This window comes from Neobacillus muris, assembly GCF_943193175.1.
GTDB classification, from domain to species: Bacteria; Bacillota; Bacilli; order Bacillales; family Cytobacillaceae; genus Neobacillus; species Neobacillus muris.
The window spans coordinates 12,361-31,806 of record NZ_CALPDF010000052.1 but is presented as its reverse complement, the minus strand read 5'-3'; the positions used below and the strand labels follow the sequence as shown (position 1 = coordinate 31,806).

Genomic DNA, 19,446 nt, shown 5'->3' with positions numbered 1-19,446 from the left:
TAACGTTGGCTTCGTTTCAAAAAGAAACGAATGTTTTATTGTTGACGTTTTTGTTTGTTTAGTTTTCAAAGAACAATCATATCTGCCTACTAATCTATCAATTAGCGACGTTAAATATAATAACATAACTATTCGTTGTTGTCAATCGCCAATTGGAACAACTCAAACAAATTATTTGAGTCATTTTGTCGCTAACAACAATAAATATAATACTACCCAATTGACATATCGTCAATACTATTTTTTGTTCATGGCCAAAGATTATGGTTCCATATACAGCGGTTAAATCCATTTCCAAAAGGTAATAATATTGAGGTGTAGTCTTTTTTATTGAAAGGATGGTGCAACAATGGCTATAGACAGGAAGAACCAGGAAAGTGACGTTGTCTCCAGCTGGACTGCAGATCATGAGCAAAAGCCCATGACAGCAGAAAACGAACTCCTGCCTGAATATGATGAAATCGGCACTGCTCTTAACGAATTATAAACCAGAAGCCTTTGTATCTTAAAATATGTACAAAGGCTTCTGGTTTCGCCCTTCTAATATGGCGAATAATTTTGCTTATCCTATATCGGCTTCAAGAACTACTGGACAGTGATCACTGCCCATTACTTGGGAATGAATATCCACATTTTGGACCAGTTCACATAAGCGGTTGGAAATTATGAAATAATCAATTCGCCAACCAATATTCCGCTCCCTCACTTTATTCATATAGCTCCACCATGAATAAGCCCCTTCCTTGTCCGGGTATACATAACGGTAGCTGTCAACAAAACCTGCTTCAAGTAATGTGGTCATTTTACCGCGCTCTTCCTTTGTGAAGCCCGAGTTACCTACATTTGACTTAGGATTTTTCAAATCAATTTCTTGATGGGCTACATTTAAATCCCCGCAGAGAATAAGCGGTTTAACTTTGTCCAATTCTTGCAGATGCAAAAGGATTCGGTCCTCCCACTCAAGTCGGTAAGCTAGTCTTGCCAAGTCTCTTTGCGAATTAGGGGTATAGACATTGACCAGAAAGAAATTTTCATACTCCAATGTAATAATTCTACCCTCTTCTTCCGTTTCATCACTGCCAACGCCATACCGTACAGAAAGCGGTTCAGCTTTGGTAAAAACCGCTGTCCCTGAATATCCTTTTTTGACAGCATAATTCCAATATTGGTGATACCCAGGCAAATCCAAACTAATTTGCCCCTCCTGAAGCTTTGTTTCCTGAACACAAAAAATATCGGCACCGACTTCATTAAAATATTCTAAAAAGCCTTTTTTAACACATGCCCTAAGGCCATTTACATTCCATGATATTAGTTTCATCAATCGTGCCCTTCCTCTCCAATGAAAAATTTATCTATGTCATCAGTCATTTTTATTGGTTAACAGATGCCATTTTACCAGCTTGATTTCATTGTGAAAAGATTTTTGTATTACCAAAAGTAAAAGGCAGCAAAGGAGCTGCCTTTAATCGGGTAGTAAATTCTGTTTTAATTGATCCGTAAACAGTTCAGAAACTGGTACTATTTTAATACGGCGCTTATCAAACTCCTTCAATGATTGAAATATCCCTGCTGAACAAACCTTTCCTGTTACTCCTACATGTCCAATGGCAATACCAGTCCCCTTAATTTCGGTTATCTTTGCCAGCCGAATCATCTGCTTTCTGACATAGGTGGAGGATGAAATATCGTCAAGAAAGACATCCCTTTTTAAAAGTGGCACCCTTAATTCTTCCGCTATTTCTGGAAACTTTGATTTGGGACTTGTCCCGCTATCAACAATATAGAGGTTTTTCTCTTTTGCAATTTCAACAATTGCTCGGACAATTCTCTCATCCTCCACCGCCCGGGAGCCCATATGGTTGTTAATCCCCACAGCATGAGGAACACTTTTAATTGCCTCGTATACACGCAGCTTGACTTCTTTAGTTGTAAGATTAACGGTAATTGGTTTCGGTCCAAGCCATGATCTTTTTCCCCGTTTCGGCTCCATTGGCAGATGGACCATTACTTCTATTCCATTCTTATACGCCCACTCCGCATGTTTTTTCGAGTTCTCAGTAAAAGGCATGACGGCAGCCGTTATCGGGATTTCTCCTTCTAAGAAATCACGGACTCCCCCAATTCCTCCTCCGAAATCATCAATTATTATGGCAGCCTTCAAATCTGCTGTTTCTGATTCTTTTGCCAGTGATGAAGCGGGAAGGGTAAATAAAATCAACATTAGAAAACCTATCCATTTTTTCAAGCCATAACCTCCAAAGCTTTCTTTTGAAGGTATTTTTCCCAAAACACGTCCAGTTTACGACAGTATAAAAAAAAGAGAGCGGCAAGGCTCTCTCTGATTGACTATTCTTCTGTATCAAATACTTTCACTTCTGTCATTTTATCGCCATTTCTCATTGCTTTAGCAGCATCTAATCCGGAAGTAACTTGTCCAAAAACAGTGTGCACACCGTTTAGATGCGGCTGTGATTCGTGAACGATAAAGAATTGGCTGCCGCCTGTATCTCTTCCGGCATGCGCCATGGAAAGAGCTCCTGGGACATGCTTGTGTGGATTTCCTTTAGTTTCACATTTAATCGTGTAACCCGGGCCGCCCATACCTGTTCCAGTTGGGTCGCCGCCTTGGCTTACGAAACCAGGAATGACCCGATGGAAAATGACTCCATTATAGAAGCCTTCATTCGCTAATTTTTCAAAGTTTGCCACTGTGCCTGGTGCCTCGTTGGGGAACAGATCGAACTCAATCTTCTCTCCATTTTCCATTAATATGTATCCTTTTTTCGCCATTGTTAACACTCCTTATGTACAAAATCACTTTTATCATACACTGTCCTAAGAAGAAAAGAAAGTAATGCACATATTTCCAGTACTATTTCTTCCAAACTTATCGTAAAATAAGCTTACCCCTTCCGAACATTCGCTTGTTGCGGGACACTTAACCACTGTACGGACGGAAGGGGCTGGTGCCAATTGCGGCACTGGGAAAGCCGGGACATTAGTCTCGGCTTTTTTATTCATCTGCAGAACGGCGCAGCCAACTATGAAAGCCCATGATTACGGTTAAAAAGAGTAAATATCCAATAAATGTATAAAGATGCTGCCATTCCTTCGAATGGTTAAACAGCCCCAGCTGCTCCGCAAATTTTTCCAGAATCGTCATCAATAAGCTGATAAACAGGATCATCCCTGCTTTTCCCCAGCCATTTACTTGGGCGGCCCAATACAAAAAAATCATCATAAAAATTGGCAGGACGATTAAAGTAAACAGAATATTAATAGGAAACAATTCTGCAAACGGCCGCCAAGGAAAGGCGTACAGGCCTTTTCCCACAAAATACAGATCTAAATAAGTACTCCATAAGGCTGCAAGCAGTGCAGCCGCCAAACTATGTTTATTCAAAAAAGTTAATCGTCTTTTTAGCCAATGCGGCAATTTCAAGCCGCTCGAGTGTTTTACAGTAGTCACTTTCAATCTCCCCATCCATGCAAACATGGTCATCCTCGAGATATTCCACAACACGCCAGTCGTCATACCAATCCCCTTGCTCAGCTTCCGGCTGTCTCACATTTTTCCAGGCATGCTCCAAATTCGGACTATAAAATTTTCTGGCTCCCTTCCGCAGCTTGCAGGCTTTTAATCGAAGCGGAAAAGTCAGTCCCGGAATTCCCTCATTTACATTATTAAAAATATGCGGCCAATAGTCTTTTCTTGATCCCGTATGCGGGTGTTTCTTTGCCCAGCTTACAGTCTGGCTGAGTCTTTCTTGATCATGAAATAAAACAGAGTACAACCTTTTTCCAAGCAATATCCGCTCATGGAGCAATTTAAATTGATGGAGGGTCTGTCCCCTTAATTGATTGGAGCCGTAAGGAAACAAGATGTGGTTAAAGGAGAGCAAATCCTGGATAATAAATTCGAATTTATTTAAGACCTCCTTTTGATAAACCGGGTTTTGCACCACTCGTTTTTCCAAGTAATTCTGCTCATTGATGACCAACGCAATACAAAGCGTATAGCTGTCCTCCCCCCGCCATAGATGGTTCCAAACTGTCTCTATAAATGAAGAAACATGTAAACTTGGCAATAAGTAAAATAATGGCTTGTTCTGTTTGATACTTTCTTCATATAACAGGAACTGCGGGTAGACATCCTGAAAAATGAGCCAATTTCCACGTTCTAAGAAAGCAAAAAATGAGTTTCTGTCTTTTTTTGACAAAAGCTTTGTCAGAAATTCACCCTTCAAATCCGTCATGTTATAGCCGCCATTGCGAGAGACCATATGGCCCAAAAAAGCCCAATGAATTTCGGGGTGGCGCAAGTAAAAATCAAGATAAGCTTTTGTCCTGGTCACATTGTTCACATTATGCTGGGCAGTTGCCTTCTCAACCGTCTCTATTAGCATCCTCTCGCTTGAAGTTAAAGAATAATTGGAAACGGTTGATTTTTTGCTCTTTTTCTTTAATTCATCCCGAATTCGTTCAACCGGCGATTTTTCCCTGCTTCTGATAAAAAAAATGGCAGTTTCCCTCCCCTGTGAATCGTCCTTGCCTAAAGGGAATATGTATAGCCTAAGAACATAATTGGGAGAGGTGGGCATGCAAGGATGGATATGAAAACAAGTAAGGATTGGATCATTGAACAGCTTAGAAAGGACCAATCTCCCGAGGGCTCCTGGAGTTACCCATTCAATACAGGAATATCTACAGACGCCTATATGATCATTTTATTACGGACGTTGGAGATAAATGATGACGAATTGATCCAAGGACTTTGCAGGAGGATCTTAAGCAAGCAGGAGAAAAATGGAGCTTGGAAACTTTTTTATGATGAAGGGGATGGGAATATAACAGCTACCGTTGAGGCGTATTACGCCCTCCTATTTTCAGGGTTTTATCAAAAAGAATATCCCCGTCTTAGGGCTGCGAAAAAATTTATATTATCCAGAGGCGGGCTTAAAGAGGTGAGTATTTTCACCAAAATAATGCTGGCCTTAACTGGTCAATATCCATGGCCTCGGCACTCCCCAGTGCCAATCGAAGTGATATTGCTGCCAACCAGCTTTCCGATCAATTTCTATTCCTTTTCCGTTTTTGGAAGAGCGAACCTGACACCTATTATGATTCTCGCCTCAAAAAAGTTTTCCATTAAAACAAAGGCTGCCCCAGATTTGAGGGAACTGCATTTAAACCGGAATGAGGATGTGCAATGGGTTCGGTCGGATGAATGGCGGTCCCTGCTGTCGTTTTTCGAAGATGGCATTAGACGTCTTGTTGGTCTTCCCGATGAATTGCGCCGAATTGCCATTGAACGGGCCAAAAAATATATGCTCGACCGAATTGAACCAGACGGCACCTTTTATAGCTACTATAGCTCCACCTTTTTAATGATTTTTGCTCTGCTTGCTTTGGGCTTTAAAAAAACAGATGCAATAATTAAAAATGCGATTGAGGGAATTAAGTCAATGACTTGTGACATCAATGGGCATCCTCACGTTCAATACACGACCGCCCATGTTTGGAATACTTCTTTGATTAGTTATGCATTACAAACAGCAGGGATTTCTCCAGAGGATTCAATGGTTCAAGCAGCAAATCGGTATCTGCTTAGCCGGCAGCATCAGAAATTCGGTGATTGGGTTATCCATAATCCCAAAACAATGCCGGGAGGATGGGGATTTTCGGATGTGAATACCATGAACCCAGATGTAGACGATACAACCGCCTCACTCCGGTCCATCTCAAGAATCGCTACATCCCAGCTTGGCGCGTGGGAAAAGGGAATTAATTGGGCACTTTCCATGCAAAATGATGACGGCGGCTGGCCGGCATTTGAAAGAAATGCCGATACAAAACTGCTTGAGTTTCTGCCGCTAGATAAAGGGGAATTTTTACTGGCAGATCCGTCTTGTGCCGATCTTACTGGAAGAACGTTGGAGTTTTTCGGGAATTATACCAATCTTCCTCGAGACCATTCCGTCCTGAAACAGGGCATTGAATGGTTAGTAAAAGATCAAAAAAAGGATGGATCCTGGTATGGAAGATGGGGAATTTGTTATATATACGGAACATGGGCTGCTGTTACAGGATTATTGGCTGCAGGCGTCCCCAGCAGCCATCCAAGTATTCAAAAAGCGCTCCACTGGCTTGCAAGTATCCAGAATCGAGACGGAGGGTGGGGTGAATCATGCCACAGTGATACAGTCAATACCTATGTTCCGCTTCAAGCCAGTACATTAACCGATACTGCCTGGGTCCTTGATGCCTTGATTGCCGCATCCAGCAAACCCACGCCTGAAATCAAAAAAGGAATGGCTTTTTTAGTCTATTCCATAGAAAAACAAGATTGGACGACAGAATATCCTAAAGGGCAAGGCATGGGGGGAGCATTTTATATCCACTACCATAGTTATCGCTATATTTTTCCTCTTATCACCCTTGCACATTATCAGCAAAAGTTTGGCGGCGAATTCTAAACATCAGCGGAACCCATCTCCGCTGATGTTTTTTATTGGTTAATCAATGACGGAAGTTGTTTATAAATCTCTACAATTTCGTCGACCCTCATTCGAACTAATCCGCTTGAAGAAGGAGCTACAAAATCAATGGTTCCCGGCACAACCGATTCCTTCTGAACACCCCATGGCACTGTTTTATTTCCGCTGAATTGTTGATAGACCCCCTTCCCTACATAACAGATGATGCTGGGCTTAAATCGGGCAATCTTTTGTTTTAATATTTCTTTTCCTTCTTTATACTCCTGATTTGTGATCTCATCTGCCGCTTTGGTCGGCCGCGAAACAATATTGGTTATGCCAAAGCCTAAATCCAATAGCAGTTCATCCTCAGCAGCTTGGAACTTCCTTGGCGTTAATCCTGCCTCCTGGAGAATCTTCCAAAACCGGTTGTTTGGATTTGCAAAATGGCGGCCTGTTTCACTAGAGCGGATACTAGGGTTAAATCCGACAAACAAAACCTTTAGATCTTCTTTTATCCGATCCGGGACTGGTTTCAATGATGATCGCCTTCCTTTAAAATGAAAAATGTATCATTTTTTTATTTTATCACAATCTTATCCATTTCCTTTCCATACAAAGGAGGTGATAATGCTGATTACGAGGCCAATGATGGAGACAATTAGTAAAGAATATAACAGTTTTGGATCTCCAAGTAGAATAAGTCCTGTCATAATAATGGCTGTATCGATGCTAAAAGCGATAATTCCCACGTTTAGATGGGACCATTTCGAAATGAGCAATGCGAGCAATTCAATCCCGCCAGGACTTATGTGATTTCTGAGCATGACACCTGCCCCGATCCCTATGGCAATGGCTCCAATGATAATACTGCTGATAATAGGCAAATGGACGTTCCCGCTTAACGGCAGCAACAATTCAATCATGAATCCAGAACAAACTGCACCGATGACACCATGATAAAAATATTCCCTGTCCGACTTAAAGGCAAAGAAGTAAACGGGTATATTTAGGAGAATAAAAGTGATCCCTGCTTTATAGTCAAATAGATAATTTAATAATAAACTAATGCCAAAAAACCCCCCGCTTATCAAATGGTACGGAAGAATAAATCCATTGATCCCGATTCCTATCATGGCACTGCCAAAACCAATGACTGCTAATTTCTTCAGCATCAAACCATCCCTTGTCCAATTACTTTATTACCACTTATATGTGGCAATAAGGAACTTCATACGGGTTGATTCCAGAGATACAAAAATGGGTCCCACTATGGAACCCATTTTATACAGTCCTCTCCACTATTTTAAGGAACATTCTCACTGAGGTTTTCTTTTATTTCCCCTAAACTCTTAATTCAGATATCTTTTTCAGTATAAAAACCTTCTTCGATAAACAAATTTCCTTAGATCATCGTCTCTAGGATATCCGCCATACATCAAAAACAATAGGGATTGGCACCCCTTGTATTTCTTCATGACAAAAAGGGCGAACACTTTTCGTTCGCCCTTTAGTTTTACCTGAATTTTGGATCTGCCATAAAAGACTCAACCCATTACGCCTTCTCTAACTTATTTTCGATCTTATAGTCTTTTTTCTTATCTTCCAGCCAAGTGGTATATTCGGAGTCTAATTTTTGATCCAATAAAGTATCTTTAATGGTTGCTTTATTGTCTTCAAAATTGGCTTCCTTTGCTTCCTTCTTATCTTCCACTTTAATAATATGGTACCCATAATCCGTCTTTACCGGGTCACTGATTTTATTCACTTCTAAAGAAAATGCGGCATCCTCAAATTCTGCTACCATATCACCTTTTCCAAAGTAGCCCAGTTCTCCGCCATTTTCCTTTGTACCCTCATCAGTTGAATATTGTTTCGCTAATTCCGCAAAATCAGCACCTTCATCCAGCTTTTGTTTGACTTCTTTGGCTGTTGCTTCATCGGCCACAAGAATATGACTTGCTTTTACCTGCTCAGGTTCAGCAAATGAGTCTTTATTTTCCTCAAAATAAGTCTTCATTTCTTCATCGGTAATTTTGATTTGTGGTTCAAGCAGCTTTTTGATAGTCAGGTAGTCTTTTAAATCCTTTTTCACTTGGTCAAGAGTGGCATTGTTGCTTGTAAGCATTTGATTAAACATGTCTTCCCCGCCGTACGATTCCTTTAAAGCATCAATCTGTTTATCGACTTCATCGTCCGATATCGAGATTTTTTTCTTCTCAGCCTCTGCAGCCACTATTTTATCAGCAATCATTTGATCAACTGTTGCAGAGCCGTATTGTTTGACCATTTCATTATACAATTCATCTTTGGTAATCGCTTCGCCATTAAATTTGGCAACTGCTTCGTCTTTTTTCAGGGTAATGCCGAGAATAACAGCCAAAGCGACTACTAAGACCAGAATGGCTGAAACAATTTTTTTATTGGTTTTTAAAAATGTCATTATGAATAATTTCTCCTTTAAATTAATCCGTTAATGTGGCGGTTAAAGAGACTTTCTCCCCATCACGGTACACTTCGAATTTGATTTGGTCGCCTTTGCTCACTTTTGTATATAAATATTTTCTTAAATCTGAGGAACTCGCAATCTCTGTTCCATTCATAGAAACGATCACATCTCTAGCTTTCAAACCAGCTTTGTCAGCTACTGAGTTTTGTTCGACTTCCATTACCATGACTCCTTTGGTCACAGAGTCCGGAACACCGTCCCAATATACCTGCGGAACTTGGTCTAAGTCTGCCAGGCTGACCCCTAGATAAGGCCGTTCAATTTTCCCATCCTTAATGAGTTGGTTGACAATTGGGATAAAATCACTGCTTGGAATTGCGAAACCTAATCCCTCGACGCCGTCCTCAGAAATTTTCAAACTATTAATTCCGATGACTTGCCCTGCTGTGTTGATTAATGCACCGCCGCTGTTGCCTGGATTGATGGCAGCGTCTGTCTGGATAACATTGGTGTCCCAGCTGCCGGCAGAGGTGGTAACATTAATACTGCGGTTGATGGCACTTACAATCCCTTGGGTCACTGTTCTGGATAATTCACTTCCCAATGGATTACCAATGGCAAACACTTGATCACCAGGACGCAAGGTCGATGAGTCCCCAAAAACTGCTACATCGGTGACATACTTGCTGTCAATTTTTAACACGGCAAGGTCGGTCAAGGCATCAGAACCAACAACCTCCGCTTTCGTTTTTTCTCCATCGTATAAGGATACTTCCAGTTCAGCCGCTCCTTCGATGACATGATTGTTGGTCACAATGTAGGCACTGTCGCTATTTTTTTGAAAAATAACCCCCGACCCAGAGCCGCTTTCCACGTTTTCTGAAGAACTAGGCATTCCATAAAAGCTGCCTGACTGGCTGCTCTGCTGAAAGTTTACAATCCCCACAATTGCCTTCGAAACTTGTTCAACAGTATCCGCTATCGAACTTGAAGAAACAGCTGAAGGCTGTGCCGACACAGGTTTTACCTTGGCAGAGGTTCCACCCGTGCTGCTGTTGGCGGATTGGCCCACAGCATCCGGATAAAAGTTTTGCAAATAATCCGTATGCGGAAGTACTGCCAAGGTTAGGACAGATCCAATGACCCCAGCAGCGACCGTAGCAGCTATCCCTTTCATCGGATATTTTTTCGATGTTTTTTTGTCGGTTTTAGCGGCTGTCCTTGTTTCTTCCTTGGACAAAGACACTGCAGTTTCAAGCTGTTCATCAGCCGTTTTTGATTCCTCCAGGGTCATTTGCTCCACTGATGCTTCCTCACCCTCAATGAAGTTTTTTAACTCTTTATCCTCATCGTTTTGTTGATTTTCTCTGTTTTCTGCCACGTTTGATTGGGTTGTTTCAAACTCATCTTCATGTTTGAATTCCATCACAATCGATCTCCTTTTTCTTATTTCTTGTATTTGTCTATACTGTACCAGACAATTCTTAACAAATTATTAACAAACTTTAACGTATTTTAGAAATTTAAAAAACTGCCGGCATACGGCAGCTTTAAACGATTAGACAATCGGGAATCGAATGACAAATTTCGTCCCTTTATTTTTTTCACTATAGACATTAATTTCACCGTTATGAAGCAATACCAGCTGCTTGACAATCGAAAGCCCCAGCCCAAATTCTCCATATGGATTGGAAGTCCGTGATATTTCCGCCTTATAAAATCGGTGCCAAATATTTTCTACTTCCTCTGGATCAATCCCAATGCCTGTATCTTCAATCTCAATTATAATGCCATTTGGCTCTGCCCTGCCGCGCAGCCAAATCATCCCATCTTGGGTAAATTGAATGCTGTTTTTAGTTATATTAATAAGGATCTGCACTAAGCGGTCATAATCGGCATTGACATATATGTCAGGAGACGCTTCTACAACAATTTGGTCATTTTTTTCCTCCGCCTGAAAACTTAATTGCTCCTGGATAATTTCAAGCACATCCAATACCTGAATATCCTCCCGGTATAATTGGACTTGGTTTGAACGAATTTTATCATAATCCAAGTTTTCGTTAACAAGGCGAATCAGCCTTTTAGCCTCGTGACTGACCAGGTTGATTCCTCTTTCTTTATCTTCCTCAGATATCATATTATTTCTTAATCCTTCAATGATCCCGCTGATGGTGGTAAGCGGTGTTCGCAATTCATGGGAGACATCCGACATAAACTGCCTGCGCCGATTGTCCAGATTTTCAATTTCTTCCATAGAGGCATTAATTTTCTTCACCATATTATTAAAATCAATCGCTAATTCGCCAATTTCATCAAAGTTTGACTCTGGGACATGGACATGATAATTTCCCGCAGAAACAAATGAAGCCGCTTCACGCAGCCGTTTAATCCGTTTCACGTGGATTCTTGATAAGTACCAGCTCTGCAGGAAGGCAACAGCTAGAGCAATGAGAATGGTATAAAATAAGATTTTGTTAATTTCTTGAATCATCTTACTAGAACCTTTGATTGGGGAGGTTAATAGCACTCCGCCAAAAAACTGCCCATTTTCCACATACGGCAAGACAACAAAGGTGACCCCTTCCTGCCCAAACCGTTTATAGTCAAGCGGAAAAATCAATGTCTTTCCTCTGGTGATTTTATCCCAGTCATCCTCGGTCAGCCCATTTAAAATCCGCCCTTTTTTTCCGACAATATACAGCTGCCCGTTTTGATCGAACATACTAAAACTCATATTCCTTGCCGCTAAAACGGAACTATACTGGTTCAGAATCTGTTCTGCAGCAATCGGAGATTCCTTCATATCTGACAGAATGGCCTTGCCATAGGAAATCAGCTCGTCCGCTTTATTTTGATAGACTAAATTCTCCAAATAATGGGCGAATAATAAGCTTAATAATAAAAACGGAAGCACAATAATACTAATATGGCTCAGAAACTGCTGGTAAAAATACTTAAACTTTCTCAGCTTTAATCGAGTCATCAAATTTATACCCTACTCCCCAAACAGTGTGGAAGAATGGCTGGGAGGATGTTTCGACTTTCTTCCGCAGCCGTTTAATATGGACATCAACGGTCCGTTCATCACCATAAAATTGATAACCCCATACACTTTCAAGCAATTGCTCTCTTGAAAAAACCTGGCGGGGATGTTCTGCCATAAAATAGAGCAAGTCAAACTCTTTTGGTGTCAGGTTCGTGACCGGCTTCCCGTCCACGGACACCTCTCTTGTAGTTTTATTAATCCTAAAATGTTCTGTCACCAAAAGGCCATCCTGCTCAACAGAAATTTGATTCTGGACGCGGCGGGTAACTGCTTTGATTCTTGCCATGAGCGTCAACGGGCTGAAAGGTTTTGTCACATAGTCATCGGCACCCATTTCCAACCCAAGGACTTGGTCGGATTCACTATCCTTGGCCGTTAACATAATAATCGGGACGGAATGCTTTTCCTCCCTGATTTTCCGGCATATGGTGACACCATCCATTCCGGGAAGCATCCAGTCAACGATCAAGGCATCCCAGCTCTCACTTTTAAACCGTTGATAGCCCTCTAAGCCGTCATTGACAAAAACGCCATTTATCCCTTCTTTTGCAAAAAACATCTCAATCATGGAGCAGACACTTTTATTATCTTCAATAACTAATATTTTCAAATGAATTCAACTCCTGCGAAAACTTCTCCTTATTAGTGTAATCGAAAAATCGTCCATATCAAACTATTTGCCTAATTCTTCTTTGTACTTTAATAGTTTGTTCATAGTTTTTTCATATGTATGAGAAAAGGGCTTGAACGGATTCAAGCCCCTTTTAGGTTTATTTCACTTTCGCAGGTTCACCTGCAAATAAGGCGATGGCATTTGTGCCCAGCATTTTATCAATTTGTGTTTCGGTTACACCCTGTTCGCGCAATGCTGGCAGAATATTTTCAAAAATATGCCCCGGATGCCAATTTTCCATAATTTTCGTCACTTGTTCATTCATGACCGGCTGCCGTCCAAGCCAAATGTTTACACTATCGTGCGCCAGTAAAATCTGATCTTCATAGCCATCCTTAATGGGCGAGAGCAATGTCGCCACTCTTTCATGGTCGAATGGAGCACCGACGAGCATTTGGATGCCGAAACGGTCAAATCCGATCCGGACCCCTTGGTCTAACACCTGTTTATGATAATCCGTGTTTGTATTCCCACACATATGTCCAATAATGATTTTGCTAGGATCCGCTCCTAGTTCAATTAGCATTTTCGCCTGCTCTGGACCCATAGTACCTTCTTGAGTATGGGTGAGAATAACAATTCCTGTTTCCTGCTGCACCTTGGCAGCTGCCCGGAAAAACATTTTTTCATATTCCGTAATCTGATCCCTGCTGGAGGCAAGCTTAATGATTCCTGGTTTAATCCCGGTTCCTGCAATCCCTTCGGTAATCTCAACCTTAAACATCTCATATATATCTTGTTCGGCTGTCCCAAGCCCCTGCCTGAACTTAAAGTATGGAGGCGCACCCTCGCCCTCATAATAGTATCCAGTTGCACAAATGATATTCAGCCCGGTTGCCTCTGAAACTTTTTTCAAAAACAATGGGTCTCTTCCACATTCATTTGGTGTCGGATCCACAACGGTTTGCACACCATAACTCTGGATTTTCCGCGCAATGCCAATCGCCTGCTCTAATACCTCTTCTTCTTTAAATGGGCCAAGCGTTACATCTCCTTGATAGCCCGGATATCCGAAAATAAAATGTTCATGAATCAATGTTTTTCCTAGCTGATCAACTGGAATTGGTCCTGTTACCGTTTCAACTGTTTTCATTGCATGCCACCCTTTAATCAATTTTTTAAAAACGCTTTCAAAAATCAGTCTACTTGCCTTTGAACGCCGGTTTTCGCTTCTCCTTGAAAGCCGTGATCCCCTCTTGATGGTCTTCTGTTTCCACCATCAATGGCTGAATCAGCCGTTCTTGTTCTAAGATATCAGCTAATGATGTGGTAAACGCTTGGTCCACCAATTTCTTCTGCCTGCCATAGGCCTTTGTTGGCCCATTTGCCAACCGCAATGCCAGTTTAGTCGTCTCCTCCTGCAGCTTTTCTAACGGAAACAGATAGTTGATAACCCCTAATTGATAGAGACGTTCTGCCGGAATCGGCTCTGCTGTGAAAAAGAATTGCTTGGCTAAATGCGGTCCTATTAATCTAGGAAGATGATATGAGCCCCCGCCATCAGAAATTAATCCTACCTTGGAGAAGCTTAGTGCATACTTGCTATCTTCAGCAGCGATAATCAAATCACATGCTAGAGCCAAATTAAAGCCTGCACCGGCCGCAAAGCCATGAACAGCCGCAATAATTGGCTTTTCAATTTCCTTCATCAATAAAATCAAGTTATTTAGTTTGCCAATATGTTCGTAAACCTGATTGCCTCTAGCCTGGCCCATCGTTTTGACATCGCCGCCAGCACTAAATGACCGGCCTGCCCCCGCCAATACAATCACCTGAACCTCTTCATCGTCTTTAGCACCGCCAATGGCATCCGTTAATCCCAGAATCATTTCCGGACTAAAGGCATTCAAACTTTCTGGACGGTTTAATGTAAGCGATAAAATCGGTCCCAGCTTCTCCACTACTAAATGTTCGTTCGTCATGTCCATCTTCCCTTCTTATTAGATAATGAATAAATTCCTACTTTATCAACCAGCCGCCATCTACCAAAAGGTCGGTCCCTGTCATATAAGAAGCTTCATAGGATGCCGCAAACGCGATCACATTGGCTATTTCTTCCGGATTGCCCACTCTTCTTAAAGCCGTATTTCGTTGAATTGCCTTAACAAATCGTTCATTTTGCAATCCAGATTCTGTTAAAGGCGTTGCAACAAAGCCAGGTGATACTGAATTTACCCGGATACCGTATGGGGATAATTCCAAGGCAAACGACCTGGTTAAGTTGATGACAGCTGCCTTTGCTGCACTATAATGGGGAATTTCTGCTCCAGCCTGATGTCCTGACAGGGATGCGATGTTGACAATCGCCCGGTTATGCTCTTCACGCTTGGCTGCTTCCACCATTATTTTTCCTAGTGCTTTAGATACGAGGAATACGCTTTTTAAGTTTACATCCTGTACCTCATCCCACTCTTGCAATGGCATTTTTAGAAGATTTGAGTTTCTGGAACCGCCTGCATTGTTGACAAGTACATGCAGATCGCCATAATGCTGGCTTACATATTCAGCTAATTCCTCTACGTCTTCCTCGTCTGTGCAATCTGCTGCAAATACCTCGGCCATAGGAATTTTGCTTTTTTGGTTGATGATCTGTGCGGTTTCCTCTAATTTACTCCTCGTCCTGCCTGTCAAAATGACCTTTGCCCCTTCACTGGCAAGCCTCACTGCGGCCGCTCTGCCAATCCCGCTGCCGGATCCGGTTACCAGTGCGATCGATTGTGTAAACCTCATCGAACACAAGACCCCCTTTTATTCTCCATATAATAATTGCTACATTTTTTCTTCCGCTATAATTGTTGCATGTTGAATCAATCCTTTTACAAACTGGTTTAAACCAGCAAATCTAGGATCGCTTGTCTGCCCCCGTTTATAACGATAGTAGATTTGCTGGCAAATGACAGCCAGCTTGAAATAGGCAAAAGTTAGATAGAAATGCAAATTGGATACATCTCTTCCTGTCTTTTTTGCATATAGCTCGATAAACTCCTGTCTAGTAAAAAAGCCAGGATGTACAGCTGTTACCGGATCCTTTCCCAATCCTTTTTTCAAGAGCTCGGAATCATCAGGAAGATTCCAATAACTCAAGGCTGCCCCGAGATCAGCCAACGGGTCACCGACGGTTGTCATTTCCCAATCAAACAGGCCGACCATCTCGGTAAAATCCTCATTCAACATGGCATTGTTCAACTTATAGTCATAATGGATCACCGCGGCCTCAGAATAGGTTGGGATATGGCCTTCCAGCCATTTTTTTAATAGATCTACGCCGGGAATGTCATCGGTTTTTGCCCGATCAAAACGTCCAATCCAGCCATGAACCTGGCGCTCCATAAACCCTTGTGGCTTGCTGATTTCAGTCAAACCCGTTGCTTTAAAGTCAATCGAATGCAGTTCAGCCAGTTTTTCCACCATGATGACGGATATCTGCCGGCATAACTCCGGTGTAACCTCAACTCCTGCCGGAAAGGAAGTGTCCAGGACAATGCCGTGTTTTCTTTCCATTATAAAAAACGGACTACCTACAATATCAGGATCATTAGAAAAGAGGATTGGCTTTGGGGCAGCAGGGAAAATGGGATTCAGTTCAGAGAGTATCCGAAATTCCCGCTCCATATCGTGGGCCTTTGGCGCTACAGGTCCAAGTGGCGGCCGCCGTAAAACTGCCTCCCAATCTCCCATTTTCAATTGATAAGTTAAATTGGAATGTCCAGCCGAAAATTGCAATATCTCCAGAGATCCTGATGGCGGCTGTTGGATAGAACGGCGGATAAATTTTTCCAAAACAGGCAAGTTTAGTTCTTCCCCTCTTCTTACGGGGATGGTATCTTTGTTCATTTGATGAGGCATGTCACATCCTCCTTTCTTAAATCTAAAAATTCAGTCTTTTTAAGATGTCCTTCTGTTTAAGATGTTAGGACAAGATTTCTTTTTAATGCTTCCCTTAACGGATCCGGCATCGGTTCACTCTGCTGCTTTTCAAAGTTAAAGTGAACCATTGCGGCTTTCCCTTTTGCAATCCTTTGGTTCGTTTTTGTACAAATAATATCATGATCCAATTCGAAGCTTTTCGTGCCAATCTTTGAGACATACGTCCTGATCAGCAAATGCTGATTAAAATAGCCCTGTCTGATAAAGTCACATTTTGTCGAGGCTAAAATAAAGTTCCAACGGTTGGTATCCAAAGAAAATCCTAAAGTTTCAATAAAGCGAATCCGCGCCTCTTCCAAATAAATAAAATAACTGGTGTTATTGATATGCCCAAGTGCATCGGTTTCACCAAACCTGACCACAACTTGAATTTCGTGCAAAAACAGCCACCTCGCTAACCACTTAATAAACTATCCGTTTCGTGAAATACCTCAGCCAACGAATTTTTGTCCAGATTTTTAGTCTGGCAATTATACTAACCGGTTGGTATGTGATAGGGTAAAGGAGAGGATATTCGTTGAGATCCCACCCTCCATTATTACTATTTTATTTAACAACTAAGATTGGATTCCCTGTAAAATCATTTCGACAAATATTTCTGCTACTTCCCGTTCAGAAACCGCCCCATCTGGATTAAACCACTGATAACTCCAGTTGGTAATGCCAAGAATCCCAAACGTGATAATGGAAGGATTCAGTTCAGGGCGAAACTCGCCATTATTCATGCCCATTTTTATTAAATCCTCCATGTTATAGCGAAACTGGTCCCGTTTTGGGACGATTAAATCAAGACGTTCCTGGCTTAAATTTTTCATTTCACGAAAAAATATTTTAGCTGCTAATCCCAGCGATTTTATATCGGTTATCAGCATATAGACAATTTCAAATAATTTAACTTTGCATGTTTTTGTTTCATCGTTCAATATTTTTTCCTGTTGGGCAAGCAGCTCATTAATATACCCTAGGTGAATGTCCATTAATAACTCTTCCTTACTGGAAAAATAATAATAGAATGTTCCTTTCGTTACACCAAGAGAATCGACAATATCTTGAATCGAAGTTTCGCTAAACCCCTTTTTTTCGAATAAACGGATGCTTTGCCCAATAATTTTTTCCTTCACCATCATGTCCTCGCATTCTGTGCATTATCCTAGAAAAATTATACCATAATTCATTTCTCTCCTTTATTCAATCCGTGAATATTTTTTAGAATCCGGTTCACAGAAGAGTTTCTTTGTAAGCATCAAAAGCACTTAATTTTTGATCGTTTCTTCTCTTAGTGCCCTTCGCAGTATTTTTCCAACTCCTGTTTTCGGGAGCTGCCCGCGGAATTCAACACTGCGCGGAACTTTATAGGCGGCGAGGTTCTGCCTGCAAAAATCAATGATCTCCTGCTCTGTTGCAGCTTCTCCAGCCTTTAGGACAAGAAAGGCCTTTACTGTCTCTCCCCTGTATGGGTCAGGAATACCCACGACAACCGCTTCTTGTACAGCAGGGTGTTCATAAAGCACTTCTTCAATATCTCGGGGATAAATATTATACCCGCTGGCAATAATCATGTCTTTCTTTCGGTCCACAATATATAAATAGCCATCCTCATCAACTCTTGCAATATCACCTGTATATAGCCAGCCATCCCTCAAGGTATTGGCGGTTTCTTCAGGCATATTCCAGTATCCTTTCATCACCTGCGGCCCCTTAATGATCACTTCGCCAAGGTCACCGATTGGAACCTCTTGTGAGCCCGATGCTAAATCGACAATTTTATACTCAGTTGATGGCACGCCAATCCCTACACTGCCTGGCTTTCTCTCTGCAAAAGGAGGGTTGCAGTGTGTAGTGGGTGATGCTTCTGACAAACCGTATCCCTCAAGGATTTTCGAACCCGTTTTTCTTTCAAAACTGCGCAGCAGTTCTACTGGCATCGGGGCGCTGCCGCTGTTGCAGGTTTTGATCGAGTTAATTCCGTACTCTTCCGCCTTTGGATGATTGGTAATGGCCACATACATGGTAGGAACGCCTGGGAACACTGTCGGCTGCTCATTTTTTATGGTCATTAATACCTCTTCTAAATCAAACCGCGGCAGGATAATCATTTCTGCCCCTGTATAGATGGACAGGTTCATACAGGAAGTCATCCCGAACACGTGAAAAAGCGGAATAATGGTTAAACATTTTTCTTGCCCCTTTTTGAGTTCATGTTTAAAAAACTCATGGGATTGAAGGACATTCGCCAGAATATTCCGATGGGTCAGCATGGCACCCTTAGACCTCCCTGTTGTTCCTCCTGTATATTGCAGGACAGCAATATCGTTTGCAGGATCAAATTCCACAGTAGTAACCGGTCCATCCCCTTCTTTGAGGAAGCTTTCAAAGCTCCGGTCTGGAGCAAAGTCTTGTCCAGACGGCTGCAGGCTGACGACAATAATATTTTTCACGTTTGTCCGCGGCTGAACTGATTTCACCCGGGGATAAAGAGAATCTAAACAAACAATGGTTTCAATTCCTGCATCATTCAAAATATACTCTAATTCGCGCTCCACCGACATGGGATTGATTTGGGTAACAATGGCTCCTGCTGTGAGAATGCCATAATAGGAGATGATATATTGCGGACAGTTTGGCAGCATAATAGCAGCTCTGTCTCCTTTTTGCACTTGATGTTTCTGCAAAGCTGAGGTGAATGCAAGCGATAAAGAGTGCAATTCCTGAAAGTTGATTTTTCTTCCATAAAAAGAGATGGCATTATGAGTTGGAAATGCATCTGTCGTTTCTTTTAAAATTTGCCATAATGGTTTCTCTGGAATTTCGATTGTTTTGGAAATTGATTCAGGATAATGGGACAGCCATGCTTTATTCTCACTCATTA

At 41.8% G+C, this 19,446-nt stretch carries 20 protein-coding genes; 2 read left to right on the top strand and 18 right to left on the bottom strand.

Annotation, left to right across the window (positions count from 1 at the left end; all coding sequences use genetic code 11):
* Nucleotides 1-349 precede the first annotated feature (349 nt).
* Nucleotides 350-487, top strand: coding sequence for a hypothetical protein (locus NFS43_RS21905; RefSeq protein WP_251555008.1), 138 nt, complete (start codon nucleotides 350-352; stop codon nucleotides 485-487).
* 75 nt (nucleotides 488-562) lie between these two features.
* Here the strand turns inward: NFS43_RS21905 and NFS43_RS21900 are convergent, their stop codons facing one another.
* The 5 genes from NFS43_RS21900 to NFS43_RS21880 all read right to left on the bottom strand — a co-directional run bounded on the left by NFS43_RS21900 (nucleotide 563) and on the right by NFS43_RS21880 (nucleotide 4,664).
* A complete protein-coding gene (locus NFS43_RS21900; protein ID WP_251555007.1) occupies nucleotides 563-1,321 on the bottom strand; it encodes an exodeoxyribonuclease III in 759 nt (252 codons plus the stop codon).
* A 144-nt stretch (nucleotides 1,322-1,465) separates the two neighbouring features.
* Nucleotides 1,466-2,248, bottom strand: a complete 783-nt coding sequence (locus NFS43_RS21895; protein ID WP_251555005.1) for a divergent polysaccharide deacetylase family protein — start codon at nucleotides 2,246-2,248, stop codon at nucleotides 1,466-1,468.
* 101 nt (nucleotides 2,249-2,349) lie between these two features.
* Nucleotides 2,350-2,793 carry a peptidylprolyl isomerase gene (locus NFS43_RS21890; protein WP_251555003.1) on the bottom strand — a complete coding sequence of 148 codons (444 nt, stop codon included), beginning with the start codon at nucleotides 2,791-2,793 and terminating at the stop codon, nucleotides 2,350-2,352.
* A gap of 223 nt (nucleotides 2,794-3,016) precedes the next feature.
* Complete coding sequence (locus tag NFS43_RS21885; RefSeq protein ID WP_251555001.1) at nucleotides 3,017-3,406, bottom strand: CBO0543 family protein; 390 nt, start codon at nucleotides 3,404-3,406, stop codon at nucleotides 3,017-3,019.
* Complete coding sequence (locus NFS43_RS21880) at nucleotides 3,399-4,664, bottom strand: DUF2515 domain-containing protein (protein WP_251554998.1); 1,266 nt, start codon at nucleotides 4,662-4,664, stop codon at nucleotides 3,399-3,401. Before NFS43_RS21880 ends, NFS43_RS21885 begins: the two co-directional genes overlap by 8 nt.
* Here NFS43_RS21880 and shc point away from each other — a divergent pair.
* Nucleotides 4,611-6,479, top strand: coding sequence for a squalene--hopene cyclase (gene shc / locus NFS43_RS21875; RefSeq protein WP_251554996.1), 1,869 nt, complete (start codon nucleotides 4,611-4,613; stop codon nucleotides 6,477-6,479). The genes NFS43_RS21880 and shc overlap by 54 nt on opposite strands.
* Nucleotides 6,480-6,511: 32 nt before the next feature.
* Here shc and NFS43_RS21870 read toward each other — a convergent pair whose 3' ends face one another.
* The 13 genes from NFS43_RS21870 to NFS43_RS21810 form a co-directional block, all read right to left on the bottom strand.
* Entirely contained in the window at nucleotides 6,512-7,018 is a 507-nt protein-coding gene (locus NFS43_RS21870; RefSeq protein ID WP_251554994.1) for a mismatch-specific DNA-glycosylase, read from the bottom strand.
* A 57-nt stretch (nucleotides 7,019-7,075) separates the two neighbouring features.
* A complete protein-coding gene (locus NFS43_RS21865; protein WP_251554993.1) occupies nucleotides 7,076-7,654 on the bottom strand; it encodes a YitT family protein in 579 nt (192 codons plus the stop codon).
* 380 nt (nucleotides 7,655-8,034) lie between these two features.
* Nucleotides 8,035-8,922: a peptidylprolyl isomerase gene (locus NFS43_RS21860; RefSeq protein WP_251554992.1), complete on the bottom strand. Its 888-nt coding sequence runs from the start codon at nucleotides 8,920-8,922 to the stop codon at nucleotides 8,035-8,037.
* Nucleotides 8,923-8,944: 22 nt separating this feature from the next.
* On the bottom strand, nucleotides 8,945-10,354 hold the full coding sequence (locus NFS43_RS21855; protein ID WP_277613994.1) for a S1C family serine protease: 1,410 nt from the start codon (nucleotides 10,352-10,354) through the stop codon (nucleotides 8,945-8,947).
* A 132-nt stretch (nucleotides 10,355-10,486) separates the two neighbouring features.
* Nucleotides 10,487-11,914: a sensor histidine kinase gene (locus tag NFS43_RS21850; protein ID WP_251554991.1), complete on the bottom strand. Its 1,428-nt coding sequence runs from the start codon at nucleotides 11,912-11,914 to the stop codon at nucleotides 10,487-10,489.
* On the bottom strand, nucleotides 11,886-12,587 hold the full coding sequence (locus tag NFS43_RS21845; protein WP_251554990.1) for a response regulator transcription factor: 702 nt from the start codon (nucleotides 12,585-12,587) through the stop codon (nucleotides 11,886-11,888). The genes NFS43_RS21850 and NFS43_RS21845 overlap by 29 nt, the downstream gene beginning before the upstream one ends.
* Nucleotides 12,588-12,747: 160 nt before the next feature.
* On the bottom strand, nucleotides 12,748-13,743 hold the full coding sequence (locus NFS43_RS21840) for a phosphotriesterase family protein (protein ID WP_251554989.1): 996 nt from the start codon (nucleotides 13,741-13,743) through the stop codon (nucleotides 12,748-12,750).
* A 49-nt stretch (nucleotides 13,744-13,792) separates the two neighbouring features.
* Nucleotides 13,793-14,572 (bottom strand): enoyl-CoA hydratase/isomerase family protein, encoded by a 780-nt coding sequence (locus tag NFS43_RS21835; RefSeq protein WP_251554988.1) that lies wholly within the window; start codon nucleotides 14,570-14,572, stop codon nucleotides 13,793-13,795.
* A 37-nt stretch (nucleotides 14,573-14,609) separates the two neighbouring features.
* Nucleotides 14,610-15,380, bottom strand: a complete 771-nt coding sequence (locus NFS43_RS21830) for an SDR family NAD(P)-dependent oxidoreductase (RefSeq protein WP_251554987.1) — start codon at nucleotides 15,378-15,380, stop codon at nucleotides 14,610-14,612.
* 39 nt (nucleotides 15,381-15,419) lie between these two features.
* Nucleotides 15,420-16,496, bottom strand: coding sequence for a phosphotransferase family protein (locus NFS43_RS21825; protein WP_251554986.1), 1,077 nt, complete (start codon nucleotides 16,494-16,496; stop codon nucleotides 15,420-15,422).
* Between the two features lie 56 nt (nucleotides 16,497-16,552).
* A complete protein-coding gene (locus NFS43_RS21820; RefSeq protein WP_251554984.1) occupies nucleotides 16,553-16,957 on the bottom strand; it encodes an acyl-CoA thioesterase in 405 nt (134 codons plus the stop codon).
* A gap of 177 nt (nucleotides 16,958-17,134) precedes the next feature.
* Nucleotides 17,135-17,698 carry a TetR/AcrR family transcriptional regulator gene (locus tag NFS43_RS21815; RefSeq protein WP_251554982.1) on the bottom strand — a complete coding sequence of 188 codons (564 nt, stop codon included), beginning with the start codon at nucleotides 17,696-17,698 and terminating at the stop codon, nucleotides 17,135-17,137.
* Nucleotides 17,699-17,830: 132 nt separating this feature from the next.
* The gene (locus NFS43_RS21810; RefSeq protein ID WP_251554980.1) at nucleotides 17,831-19,444 is read right to left on the bottom strand and encodes a long-chain-fatty-acid--CoA ligase; all 1,614 of its coding nucleotides are present in this window, start codon (nucleotides 19,442-19,444) and stop codon (nucleotides 17,831-17,833) included.
* Nucleotides 19,445-19,446: the final 2 nt, after the last annotated feature.